Source organism: Neorhizobium sp. BT27B, from assembly GCF_050455485.1.
Classification (GTDB): Bacteria; Pseudomonadota; Alphaproteobacteria; order Rhizobiales; family Rhizobiaceae; genus Neorhizobium.
Window position 1 is genome coordinate 17,201 of the sequence record NZ_JBCIYT010000020.1, and the last position, 11,933, is coordinate 29,133.

10 protein-coding genes are annotated in these 11,933 nt (G+C 57.7%); 5 read left to right on the top strand and 5 right to left on the bottom strand.

The window, feature by feature from the left end; all coding sequences use genetic code 11:
• Window positions 1-19: 19 nt before the first annotated feature.
• Together AAIH70_RS29455 and AAIH70_RS29460 are read right to left on the bottom strand one after the other, a co-directional pair.
• Window positions 20-949, bottom strand: a complete 930-nt coding sequence (locus AAIH70_RS29455) for a polysaccharide deacetylase (RefSeq protein ID WP_132278126.1) — start codon at window positions 947-949, stop codon at window positions 20-22.
• Complete coding sequence (locus AAIH70_RS29460; protein WP_132278124.1) at window positions 949-1,866, bottom strand: polysaccharide deacetylase; 918 nt, start codon at window positions 1,864-1,866, stop codon at window positions 949-951. The genes AAIH70_RS29455 and AAIH70_RS29460 overlap by 1 nt, the downstream gene beginning before the upstream one ends.
• A gap of 168 nt (window positions 1,867-2,034) precedes the next feature.
• On the opposite strand from AAIH70_RS29460, the gene AAIH70_RS29465 reads away from it, so the two are divergent.
• Both AAIH70_RS29465 and AAIH70_RS29470 read left to right on the top strand, forming a co-directional pair.
• Window positions 2,035-2,712: a TetR/AcrR family transcriptional regulator gene (locus AAIH70_RS29465; protein ID WP_165932100.1), complete on the top strand. Its 678-nt coding sequence runs from the start codon at window positions 2,035-2,037 to the stop codon at window positions 2,710-2,712.
• A gap of 216 nt (window positions 2,713-2,928) precedes the next feature.
• On the top strand, window positions 2,929-3,774 hold the full coding sequence (locus AAIH70_RS29470) for a TetR/AcrR family transcriptional regulator (RefSeq protein WP_348639731.1): 846 nt from the start codon (window positions 2,929-2,931) through the stop codon (window positions 3,772-3,774).
• 75 nt (window positions 3,775-3,849) lie between these two features.
• Here AAIH70_RS29470 and AAIH70_RS29475 read toward each other — a convergent pair whose 3' ends face one another.
• The 3 genes from AAIH70_RS29475 to AAIH70_RS29485 form a co-directional block, all read right to left on the bottom strand.
• The gene (locus AAIH70_RS29475; protein WP_430037560.1) at window positions 3,850-5,379 is read right to left on the bottom strand and encodes an ABC transporter substrate-binding protein; all 1,530 of its coding nucleotides are present in this window, start codon (window positions 5,377-5,379) and stop codon (window positions 3,850-3,852) included.
• Between the two features lie 153 nt (window positions 5,380-5,532).
• A complete protein-coding gene (locus AAIH70_RS29480) occupies window positions 5,533-7,776 on the bottom strand; it encodes a glycoside hydrolase family 2 protein (RefSeq protein WP_132278118.1) in 2,244 nt (747 codons plus the stop codon).
• A 210-nt stretch (window positions 7,777-7,986) separates the two neighbouring features.
• Entirely contained in the window at window positions 7,987-9,033 is a 1,047-nt protein-coding gene (locus AAIH70_RS29485) for a LacI family DNA-binding transcriptional regulator (protein ID WP_132278116.1), read from the bottom strand.
• Window positions 9,034-9,287: 254 nt separating this feature from the next.
• Here AAIH70_RS29485 and AAIH70_RS29490 point away from each other — a divergent pair, with 254 nt between their 5' ends.
• The 3 genes from AAIH70_RS29490 to AAIH70_RS29500 all read left to right on the top strand — a co-directional run bounded on the left by AAIH70_RS29490 (window position 9,288) and on the right by AAIH70_RS29500 (window position 11,931).
• Window positions 9,288-9,974, top strand: coding sequence for a GntR family transcriptional regulator (locus AAIH70_RS29490; protein WP_207908292.1), 687 nt, complete (start codon window positions 9,288-9,290; stop codon window positions 9,972-9,974).
• Window positions 9,975-10,200: 226 nt separating this feature from the next.
• The gene (locus tag AAIH70_RS29495; protein ID WP_207908291.1) at window positions 10,201-11,106 is read left to right on the top strand and encodes a transporter substrate-binding domain-containing protein; all 906 of its coding nucleotides are present in this window, start codon (window positions 10,201-10,203) and stop codon (window positions 11,104-11,106) included.
• Window positions 11,107-11,181: 75 nt separating this feature from the next.
• A complete protein-coding gene (locus tag AAIH70_RS29500; protein ID WP_132278112.1) occupies window positions 11,182-11,931 on the top strand; it encodes an amino acid ABC transporter permease in 750 nt (249 codons plus the stop codon).
• Window positions 11,932-11,933: the final 2 nt, after the last annotated feature.

Below are 11,933 nucleotides of genomic sequence, written 5' to 3' on the forward strand. Positions count from 1 at the left end.
GTGGCGTAATGGTCGGGCGTTAAAGCCCGATCGTCGCCTCGATAATTTCGGGAACGGTGACGCTCCTGGCGCCCTCGATCGCGAAAATTTCGTCAAGTATCCGTTCGAAGGCGGCTATTCTGTAAGGTTGCCCCATGATCCAGGGCGAAAGATTGATCGTCAGAAGGCGGCCATGACCGCTTTCCTTCGCCTCTTTCGCCAGACGCCTGGCCGCTGCCACAAAGCTTGTTTCCACATCCTTGAGAGGCTGCTTGCGCACGGCAAGCATCTCACGGTCGGAAAGCTCCATCGTGGAGGGCAGAGCGATGATGGAACCAGCACCGGTATCGAAACGATAGGGCACTTCGTCATTGACCCAATCGGCCATTGCCGTCATGCCCGCTTCGAGCAAAAGACGCGGCGTGCGCGTCGATTGCGACCACGACGGCGAATGCCAGGCGACCGGCGTCACACCGAAGCCATCGAAGATGGCCAGTGTCTCGGCGATCATCTCGGCTTCGGTTTTTTCGTCCAGTCCTTCGTGGTGGATCGAACCGGCATCAAGGCTCGCCGCCACGATTTCCCAGCCTTCGCCTAAAATCTCGCGCATCAGGATCGGATAACGCTGTGCCACACGGGCATTGAGGAACGCGCTCACGCTCACGCCCCTTGCCTTCAGCGCATCCATCATCCGGTAGATGCCGATACGGTGACCGTAATCGCGCTGGGTATAGGTCTGCGTGTCCGGCCAGGCCCGGTTCGGTGCACCGACCGGCAGGAAAGGCTTGCCGGAGATATTGAGCGGAAACCACTCGACGGCGATCTGGATCCAGACACCGAGCGTGGTGTCGCCAGACCATTCAAGCCTGCGCTCGCTCCAGGTGTCGCGCCAGGCGTAAAAATCCTGGTCCATCTGCCGGTGGCGGCGCAGCGGCGTTTCGAGATAGGCGGGACCGGTCGGATGGATCATCACTGCTCTCCCTCAAGCCCGGAAAGCCAGGCGGACATCCAATCGTAATGGTTCTCGTAATACCAGTCGGCGATTTCGCGCGCCGTCGGATACCAGACCTGATCATGCGATTTGACGTAATCAAGGAATTCGGCGAATGCGTCGATGCGGTGCGGATGCCCCAGAACCAGAGGATGGATCGCAAAGCACATGACGCGGGCGCTGTCGGCGCCTTCGATATAAAGCCTGTCAAACTGCGCCTTTAGTGAAACGAACATTTCGTCCACCGACGTATTATTCCAGGCGACCATCGGAATGTCGTTCATCTCGATGGAATATGGCACCGAAATCAGTTTGCCGCTTTTCAGGTTCAGCGGCATCGGCTGCTCGTCATGGAAATAGTCGAGCGTGTAGCGAATGCCTTCCTGCGCCAGGATCTCCTGGGTTTCGAGACTCGGCGTGATGGCCGGCGTCAGCCAGCCGTCCAGCCGCTGACCGACCTTTGCCAGCGTTTCGCGGGAGTCGATGACCACCTGGCGCTGCTCTTCCGGCGTCATGCCGTAGAAATAGCGACTGTTGTAGACCCCATGGCTGAACAGCTCCCAGCCGAGATCGTTACAGCGCTGGATGATGTCCGGATAGTGGTCGCACACGGCCACCGAAAGCGAGACCGATCCGCGAATGTCGCGCTTGGCCATCTCGTCTGCAAGACGGCGGAAGCCGATGCGGTTACCGTAATCACGCGACGAATAGTAGAGAACGTCCGGCAGGGTACGGAACGGATAGCGATTGGGATTGATTGGCGGCTGCCATTCGTAGTGCTCGATGTTCGGCGCCAGCCAGAAGGCGAGGCGCGCTCCGCCCGGCATGGAAATTTTCGGCCTGCCCCGCATCGGCGCATACCGATACTGTCCCGTATCGACGCTTGCTTCCATCATGTTTTTCCCGTCACGTTCCCAGCCTCTTGGACAACATGCTTGCATCAAACATATTGTTGAAACATTTGTTTTGAACGTTATATTCAAACATCTGCTGGTGCAAGCCTGTTTTTTTCGCTAGAGCATCCCTTAACAAAGAAGACAGAGGAGACAGGGATGGAGACCTTCATGGACGAAGAAGACGCGACGAGGCGACCGAGCGAAACGCGCGATGCGATCCTGAGCGTTGCCAAAGAACTCGTCGCGCGCAAAGGCCCCAAGGGTACGACCGTGCGCGACATCACCGAGGCGTCTGGCGCCAATACGGCAGCGGTCAATTATTATTTTCAGTCGAAGGATGCGCTTGTCCGTCTTGCCACGCAGGAGATCACCGGCGACGTCAATCAGCAGCGCCTTTTACGCCTTGCCGAAATGGAAGAGGCAGCGGGTGGCACGGCTCTGACACCCCGCCAGATCCTCGAGGCTCTGATAGAGCCGATCCTGACCGCCTCCCGGTCCAACGACGGCGGCAGCCTTTACGTTCGAAACGTTTTCCAGATGCGCGTCGATGCCCGCGCCGGATATAACAATTTCACGATCAACAGCCATGCTGCACATCGCTTTATCAACGCGATGCAGAAAACCTTTCCTGAACTCGACCTGGAAGATGTCATCTGGAATTACGAGTTCGCCCGTGGCACGTCCGTCCATCTTCTAGCGAACCTCGATCCCGTCTCGCGTCGCTTCGAACAACTGATGACGCCACCCGGTGAAACCTTGCCGCAAACACCTCGGTTCGAACTCAACAAAAGCGCGGTAGAGCGCGTAATTGCAGTCATACTGCGCGGCTTCGGAAAGCCTCTCTGAGGCCAAACGAATATAGACGCGCCTAGTCTGCCTGCTTGGGCGAACCTGCTACCCTGGCGCGTGGCCGGTTGCATTCGATATATCGATAAGCTCGGGTGCAGGGGGATGATTTGGTCAACCACAGATGCGCTTCCCGCAGTGACAACGAAGCCGCCACAGACCGACCACTCGCACCGATGACGGCTTAGCTCTTGATGGGAGGAACCATAGTTCTCATTGGCAGCATCTACAACCGAGGCCGAAAATACCGCCAGAACCGCCACGCTCAGCGCGCACGCCAGTCCGATTAGCTTGTTGAATTTCATTCTAAAAAAATGCTTTTCTGTAGAGACTTGTCCTCGAAGCTGGAATCGAGTGCGACGGCCATCACATTATTCGTATCGATCGCTAAAAATCGGCGACTTGCTTTTTGATGTCAACTGCCCTTTAGTGATCACTATGGATAAGATTGTTCGGAAGCGGCGCGGCGGTCCCCGCACCTTTGACAGGAACGAGGCGGTCGATACCGCCATGCGCCTGTTCTGGCGCAACGGCTACGAGGGGGTGTCGCTCAACGACCTGACCTCGGCAATCGGCATTGCTCCGCCGAGTCTCTACGCCGCGTTCGGCAGCAAAGCAGGACTGTACCGTGAGGCGCTGGACCATTACTTCCGGATGCAGGGCGCACTGACCGATCTCGGCCTCGCGACAGATATACCACAAGCTGTCGAAACCATTCTGCGCAATGCAGTCGACGCTGTGACATCAATTGAGGGGGAACGAGGCTGTATGGTGTCGAGTGGAATGCTGCAAAGTGCGCCAGCACATTCCGAGCTGGCGAGGGACTTGACCGCGCGGCGGGATGATATGCGGCACTCAATCTCCCAAGCCCTGCTTCGCTGGATCGATACAGCTCGCGCTGAGACTCTCGCACGTTATCTCGTGACCGTCCTGCAGGGCCTTTCCGTGCAGGCTCGAGACGGTGCGACACGTGACGAATTAGAGCGGGTCGTCGATCAAGTCATAGCAGGTATCCGCGCGACGTTGCTATCCGAGCGTAGCAATCAAGCAGCTGACTGCTGAGTTGATTGGAAGCCGTGCGGGCTTCGATTTCGGCACGAATGTGCCGTTACCGCCTCCCGCCAGCCTGCAGTCGAACTAGTGCTTCTTGTTGGTACTGACATTCCAGAAATATGGCCATGGAGACGCATGCAGGCCTTGAAGCATCTTTCCCTTGGAGGCCAGGGCATTGAAATCTCCAACCTTGAAGACAGGCGCCTCCTCGTAGAAGGTCGTCTGCACATCTGCCCAAAGCGCCTTGCGCTTTTCCGGATCGGATTCCGTCAGAAAAGGTTCAATGACCTTCGCCTTGCCCGGTGTTGCCCACCAGCCAGGATAGCTGTCGGACATCCAACCGTTCAATGCGGGTTCCGGCGGGAATGGACCATGGGTGATGAAAATATCCCAGAGCGCCGGATCGGCACGGCGGGTGGTAAGCGTCGCCCAGTCGAAAACCTCCAGCTCGACCTTGAACCCTGATGCCTTTAGATACTCGGCGGCGACTTGGGCCATCTTGTAATGGAACTCGTATTGGCGGCTTGTCAGGATGCGGATCGGCCTGCCGTCATAGCCGCCTTGCTTCATCAACTCGGCAGCGGCTTCCGGATCGCCTGTACCGTATCGGGCAACGCCGGCGTCCGTGTGCCAGGCATACCCCTCGGGATAATAGGCACCCGTCGCCGTGAAGAACTCCGGATTACCGAAAGCGGCCAGCAACATGTCTTCGGGATTGAGCGCAACCTGAACGGCCTGTCGCAATTCTTTCGTGCTCAGCACCCCCTGTTTGGTGTTCATCTGCAAAATCGGCGTACCAAAGGGCTTCAGCACGACGGGGTCGGATGCCGTGGACGCGCTCAGCCGGCCGTACCCCTCAGGCGCCAGCGAGTCGGCGTAGTCGAACTGCCCGGAAATCGCGCCCTCCAGACGGGTATTGGCATCCGGAACGGGCACGAAACGGATTTCGTCGAGGATTGCCTTTCGGGCTCCGCCCAGACCGTTCGCGGCTTCCTTGCGGGGCGTGTAGCCATCGAAGCGCACCACCTGGATATACTGGTCGGCCTTGCGCTCCTTCAGCATATACGGCCCGCTACCGATGATCTTTGTCAGCGGATCGGCGAGATTGGCTTTAGGAATGATAACTGCTGCAGAATTGTTGAAAGCAAGAAGCGACAGAAGCGGCGCATAGGGCTTCTTCATCGTGATGCGGATGGCATTGTCGCCCTGCGCCCTCACGCTGTCGATATAGGCCGCTACCTGCTTGCCGCGCGAGGCAATCGCGATCCAGCGCTCGATCGAGGCGACAACATCGGCGGATGTCATCGTTGACCCATCGTGAAATTTGATCCCCTGACGCAGGGCGATATCATAGATCTTGCCGCCATCGGAGATGGCCGGCATCGTTTCCGCCAGAAGCGGCACAACGTTCCATTGCTCGTCGAAGGTGAAAAGCGTTTCGAAAATATGCTGCGTCGTCATGCCGACGATGTCCGCTGTCGACGCCATCGGATCGAGTGTCGGCGGCTCGCCGATGGTAGCGACATCTATGACGCCACCGGTCCCGGCACCGAAGGCCATGCTGCTCGCTGCAATGAGCGCGGTCGACACAAGAAATGCAAGTCTGATCTTCATGAACGTTCCCCTGTTTGTAGTTCCATGGCTCTGTAATTTCGGCATTGCCATTTGGACTGCCGTTCCTTCGCCAGACCTTGTCATTCCGGTCTGGTCGTATTCATGGGAAGTCGCCGCACACCGGTTCGGCGCATGCTTGTCCACCTTTCCCGGTCAGATGGTGACGAGAGACAGCTGTTGTGGCTCAAACCGCGGCGACGAAACCGTCACCGCCACCTCACCCGCCTGCCCCGTCGATTCCAGCCAGAATCCGACGGTGCCACCATTCAGCACGATCGTTTCGGGTCCTAGCAACCGGGCCGCGCCGGAGACGGTGACATTCACGGGCTCATCGAGATAGGGCAGGATATTGCCGGCCTGATCGAGCGCGCGGACGATGACGCGGACCTGATCCTTGGTGGCAGCCGGCAAGGTATGCTCGTCGGCCACGACCTCAAGCAGAGTTGGAACCGGATTGGCCAGCAGCCTCAAATACGCAACCTCGCGGCCATCGATGAAACCACGCAGCTCTCCATGCTGCAGTGCCATGCCCCACATGCCGAGTTCGTCTTTTGAAAAATGCCGGTGGTCGATAACGACGGGTGGGTGCGGCAGATGCAGAAAACGTTCACGGTCCGGGCCGACACGTTTGCGCACGGATCCGTAGGAGATCTCAACCTCGTCGCAATTGGTCAAAACGATAAACGGTAGGATGCCGCCGATATCGCGCTCCCCCCGCGACCAGACCGAAACAGGCTTCATGACGATCTCGTCAGAGGGATCGCACTGGCTTTTGTAGGCATAGGCAGCAAATTTCGGCTCACGAAAAATGTCCAGAACGCCATGGTGACAAATGCGATCGCCGGAACCAAAATCCTTATGGGTATTGTAATCGAACATGCACCAGCCGATCGCGCCGGATATCGACGGATCGCCGTACATGGCATCGAGAACCTCAAGATGCCGGATCGAATGCTCGCCCTGTCGCTGTTCCTGATCGTGGCGTTTGGTTGGATACATATGGCCACCGAATTCGGTGACGAGGTATGGCACCTTTTTCTCCAGCCCTGTGCATTCCCGCTGATCGCGCAGGGCAATACGGCCGTGATTTGCACCGGCCAATTCTTCAGAACCCAGCACGAAATCGTTCATCGTGTAGACGTCTTCGAGAAATTCGCTGTCGGTGATGCAGCGCACACCGCCAGTCTGGCGGGTCGGGTCGAGCGCCCGCGCGACCTTGTTGGTCTCAGCATAAAACGCATGATTGTCCGGCGACTCGTTGATACGCACGCCCCAGATGACGATCGAGGGGTGGTTCCAGTCGCGGCGGATCATGCGCTCCGCATTGCGCACGCTTTCGACCTGCCATTCCTCGCCGCCGATATGCTGCCAGCCAGGGATCTCCTCGAAAACCAGAAGCCCTATCCGATCGCAATGATCGAGAAACCACGGCGATTGCGGGTAATGCGAGGTGCGCACCAGATTGCATTTCAATTCGTATTTGAGGATCTCGGCGTCACGCTCATGCGCGCGGCGGCCCATCGCGTATCCGACATAAGGCAGGCTTTGGTGGCGGTTCAGCCCGCGGATCTTGAGCAACTTTCCATTCAGGAAAAAACCTTCCGGCGTGAAATCCGCCGTGCGGAATCCGAAACGCGACGACATATTGTCGGTGCCGCTGGCGGTAGAGAGGACAACCTCGACCTCGTAAAGAACAGGATTGTCCAGTTCCCACAATGACAGGCCAGGAATATTGACGAAAGAGACCGTTTCCGAGGTGGTGCTCACCGCCTGATCGATAGAAGCGACGACGTCACCCGCTACTCCCTTCAAGGAAACCGTCAGTGTGCCATCGACGACGCTATCCGTCGGGGCACGAAGATCGATCCTCACAGTCACCGTCTTTTTGGTGTCCAAAACAACCGGTGTTTCGATTTTCATGTTCTCGATGGACACCGGACTCGTCACCTTCAGCCATGCATCGCGATAGATGCCGGCATAGGTCAGGTAATCGATGCGACCGCCAAAGGGCGGGATAAGCGGGTTTTCCGCCCCGTCGATACGTACGGTGATCAGATTGTTGCCTTCGATCAGGTGACCGGTCAGCCGCGCTTCGAACGGTGTATATCCGTCCTTGTGGGCGACGACCTCAACACCATTTACCCAAACGACAGCATCGGCCATGGCGCCATCGAAGACGATGGAGACATCCCGGCCGGCGAATTCAGGCCGCCAGGCGAAATAACGCTGGTAGGTATAGCGCTGCTGATAGGCCTTCTCGTCAAAGTAGTTGAGCGGCAGATCGCAGGCATTATGCGGTAGGCGAACGCTCTCGCCCGAAATAAGACCGGTAGGAAATGACTGATCGAAACCTTCACGAAAAATCCAGTCGTCGTTCAAGAGATAAATGGAGCGCATCAAAAAACCTGCTTGCGTAAACGCCTGCCATACGGCGCGGCGGTCGAATCCCAGTCGCCAAAACAGCGAAGTGACTCCAGACAGCTACAGTGTGGCAGCACTGGTCATCCGCCGGGACCAGGGCAGACTATCGCAACAAGAAAAAACAACAAGATATTTTAGTAAATATTTACTTCGGAGACAAAGTCCGGACCGAACTGGTAATCACAGTTATGGATGGCGGCAGCTTTCTCGCCAAATCATGCGAGTGGGGATGATGACGCGTTTGGTGTAATCCCTGCCAGCAAGGCGTTCGACCAGCAGCTCAACAGCTGCCTCGCCGATATGCTCTCCCCGAATGCGCACACTGGAGAGGGGAGGATTGAGAAACTGCGCCACAGGAATGTCGTTAAACGACACGACGGCGATATCATCCGGGATCGAAAGACCGGCCTCCTGAAACGCCCGGTACGCGCCGATTGCCATATTGTCGTTGGCGACAACGACGATGTCCGGCCTCGTCCCCTGTTGAAGGACGTGTTTTGCGAGAGAATAGCCGGCTTCAAGGCGAAGATTTTGCCCGGTGTCGGCGACATCCCCCAGCATCAGGAGTTCGGGAGAAAACAGACCCCGGCGCTTATGCCAATCGACGTAAGCTTGACCGCGCGTGCCGTAACGGGGGATAGATAGCCCATCGGCGGGTCCACTGATGCCAATGAACCCGATGCGGCTGTAACCAAGTGCTGCGATGTCATCAAGCAGCATATGTGTGGATTCGTTCAGATCGCTGTATACACAATCCAGGTCATTACGCCTGGGTTTGAAATCGGCGAAGACGATGTTGCGGCAATTATTCTGCAGCCAGTCAATTTCGTTCTGCTTGTGCTGGCCGATGGCAATCACGCCCGACGCGCCCTGCAGGAGGATCTGATCTGGCAATTGTTCACCGTGATAGATCTTGGCGATCTCGGTGCCCATATCCTTACAGCGATTCTCGATGCCGAGACGGACGCCGACGTAATAGGGATCGGCCAATTCCTCTGTCGATTCCAGGAAATGCACCAGGACGAGGCGTGAAAGCGATGGGCCACCCGCATGGGAAGACCCATTCCCGCGATTGCGATTGCGGGGCGTCTCGTAGTTGAGCGCTTCGGCCGCCTCGATAATCGCCTGACGTTTGGTGGCGGAAACAGACAAGGTCGGATCATAATTCAGGACGCGTGAAACCGTGCCGGATGACACGCCGACGGCGTTTGCGATTTCCTTGATGGTAACCATGTCTGCCCCCCACCTGAATGTTCCTGCATCAACAATGTTTAGTAAACGTTTAATCTGCTGGCGAGGTGATAACGCGTGGCTTGACGATTGTCTGCCAGCTTGGCCAACCGTCCCAGGAAAAGACCAAGACGTGGCAGATGTTTGCGCGGATGTTTCCGGATGAGCCCGCGGCGGGACATGGCCGCGCCAATGTTGCCACACTTGGCCGCGAGCGTTAGAGCAGGTGAAATGTATCCCGACAGGAGACCTTCGCTGTGGCAGATGTCAGACCGATCCGGCGCAAAACGCTCCATAGCGAAATTGTCGACCACCTGCGCGGCATGATTGTCGATGGGCAGCTGGAGCCGGGCGCGAAGATTTCCGAGCGTGACCTTTGTCTGCTGTTCGACATATCCCGCACGCCACTGCGCGAGGCGCTGAAGGCTTTGGCTGCAGAGGGCATGATCGAACTTTTGCCCCAGCGCGGCGCCCGCGTGGTGATGATCTCCGACGAGGAACTGCATGAACTGTTTCCGATCATAGCAAGCCTAGAAGCGCTTGCCGGCGAACTGGCGTGTGAAACCATCTCACCGGAACAACTGGCAAACATCCAGGCACTGCATGTGGCCATGATTGCGGCTTACGAGCGGGCTGAGCGGCTGGAGTATTCACGCCTCAACAGGCTCATCCATTTCGCGATTTTCGAGGCCGCGCAAAACACGTCACTGACGACACTGTATGGCAATCTGGAACTGAAGATCCGCAACATTCGCCATACCGTGCGCCAGCGCCCACAGGACTGGCGGCAGGCTGTCGATGACCATGAAAATATCATCTCGGCGCTTGCCGCACGCGACAAGATACGACTGTCCGAAGTGATGCGACGGCATGTGATGAACACTGCCGAAATGGTGCGTCACTCCGTGAAGGATCTCGGCGAGGTGGTCGTGTCCGATATCTAATCGTCAGACCCAGCGCGGCTCGGGCGCCCAAAAAATCGTCTTGGACAGCACATCATACAGGCATTCGGCGACAATCTGCCCATAAAACGATCTCAAAAAATGAATTCATTATTCATTATGCAATTTCTGTTGACCGGTTTGCTCGCTCTCGTCATTTTCTCCTCGAATGTCCGGGCCACCGCTTCTAGCCGGCCAGTCAGGTCCATCGGGCTTCCAACAAAAGGGGATGACAATGAAGAAACTGACGCTTTCATTTCTTGCCGTAATGATGTCCGCGGCAACGGCAACAGCCCAGGACAGCGGCACGCTTGCCAAGATCGCGGAGCGCGGCGAGATCGTCGTCGGTCACCGCGACGGCTCCGTGCCATTCTCCTATTACGACGACCAGCAGAAGCCGATCGGTTATGCGATGGACCTCTGCGCGCAGGTCGTGGAGGCGGTCAAAACCAAGCTGGGCAAGCCCGACATCAAGGTCTCCTACATGCCTGTTACCGGCACGACGCGCATTCCGCTGCTGGCCAACGGCACGATTGACATGGAATGCGGCACCACCACCAACAATGCCGACCGCCAGAAACAGGTCACGTTCTCGACCACCAATTTCGTCGCTGGCGTTCGCATTCTGTCGAAGAAAAACGCTCCGATCGCCAGCATGGCCGATGCCAAGGGCAGGACGGTCGTCACGCTTGCCGGGACCACCAGCGTCAAGGTCATCAATGCCGCAAATACCGCCGACGGCCTCGGCCTTACCATCCTGTCTGCCAAGGATCTGGCTGAGGGCATGCTGACGCTCGAAACCGATCGCGCCGTGGCCCTGATCTTCGACGACGTCTCTATCGCCGGTGCAGCTGCGACCTCGAAAGCACCCGCCGATTATCAGATGTCGACCGACCCGCTTTCGGTCGAGCCTTACGGCATCATGCTTCGTCGCAACGATGATGCGTTCAAGAGCCTCGTCAACGCAACGCTGGAAGGTCTCTACAAGAGCGGCGAGATCAACGCGATCTATGACAAGTGGTTCACCCAGCCTATCCCCCCACGTGGCATCAACATGAACTTCCCGATGTCCGCCCAGCTCAAGAACGTCATCGCCAACCCGACCGACGATCCGAACCCGGATCTCTATCGCTAAGCGACAGAACGATGTGACGATCCGGCCCGGCAACAGGCCGGGTCGTCATCCAGCCTGCGAGTGACGGATACGGCAATGAATTACAACTGGAATTGGTGGATCTTCTTCGAGCCCTCGCTCGACGGGACAAACACCTATCTGACGACACTGTTCTGGGGGCTGGGCTGGACCATCGCCACCGCGCTCTGCGCTTTTGCGATCGCGCTCGTGCTCGGGTCGGTCGTCGGCGTGGGACGCACGGCGCCCTCTCCGTGGATGCAGCGGAGCGCGACCACCTTCGTCGAGATCTTCCGCAACATCCCGCTGCTCGTGCAGATGTTCCTCTGGTATTTCGTCCTGCCCGAAATCCTTCCGCGCGATGCCGGAATGTGGATGAAGCAATTGCCGAACGCGCAGTTCTACACGGCCGTCATCTGTTTGGGCTGCTATCACGCGGCGCGCGTCGCGGAAGTCGTTCGCGCTGGTCTCGAAAGTCTGTCCAAAGGCCAGAAGATGGCCGGACAGGCGCTCGGCCTGACTTTGCCGCAGACCTATGCCTATGTGCTTCTGCCCATGGCATACCGCATCGTGGTGCCGGCCATCACCTCCGAATTCCTCAGTTGCACCAAGAACACGTCCGTTGCGCTCGCCATCGGGCTGATGGAACTGACCGGCGCCGCCCGCGCCATGCAGGAAAACAGCTTTCAGATCTTCGAAGCGTTCACCGCCGCGACGACGCTTTATCTGGCTCTCAATCTCGTCATCGTCTTCGCCATGCGGGCTGTCGAGGGGTTGGCCGTCGTGCCGGGCTATGGCAACCGCCGCAACGCCGTGAAGGGACGCTGATC

What these genes read in the sequence shown, in the direction of transcription:
- AAIH70_RS29455 (WP_132278126.1), bottom strand. Translation starts at nt 949, where the DNA reads ATGATCCATCCGACCGGTCCCGCCTATCTCGAAACGCCGCTGCGCCGC.
- AAIH70_RS29460 (WP_132278124.1), bottom strand. Translation starts at nt 1,866, where the DNA reads ATGATGGAAGCAAGCGTCGATACGGGACAGTATCGGTATGCGCCGATG.
- AAIH70_RS29465 (WP_165932100.1), top strand. Translation starts at nt 2,035, where the DNA reads ATGGACGAAGAAGACGCGACGAGGCGACCGAGCGAAACGCGCGATGCG.
- AAIH70_RS29475 (WP_430037560.1), bottom strand. Translation starts at nt 5,379, where the DNA reads ATGAAGATCAGACTTGCATTTCTTGTGTCGACCGCGCTCATTGCAGCG.
- AAIH70_RS29480 (WP_132278118.1), bottom strand. Translation starts at nt 7,776, where the DNA reads ATGCGCTCCATTTATCTCTTGAACGACGACTGGATTTTTCGTGAAGGT.
- AAIH70_RS29485 (WP_132278116.1), bottom strand. Translation starts at nt 9,033, where the DNA reads ATGGTTACCATCAAGGAAATCGCAAACGCCGTCGGCGTGTCATCCGGC.
- AAIH70_RS29495 (WP_207908291.1), top strand. Translation starts at nt 10,201, where the DNA reads ATGACAATGAAGAAACTGACGCTTTCATTTCTTGCCGTAATGATGTCC.
- AAIH70_RS29500 (WP_132278112.1), top strand. Translation starts at nt 11,182, where the DNA reads ATGAATTACAACTGGAATTGGTGGATCTTCTTCGAGCCCTCGCTCGAC.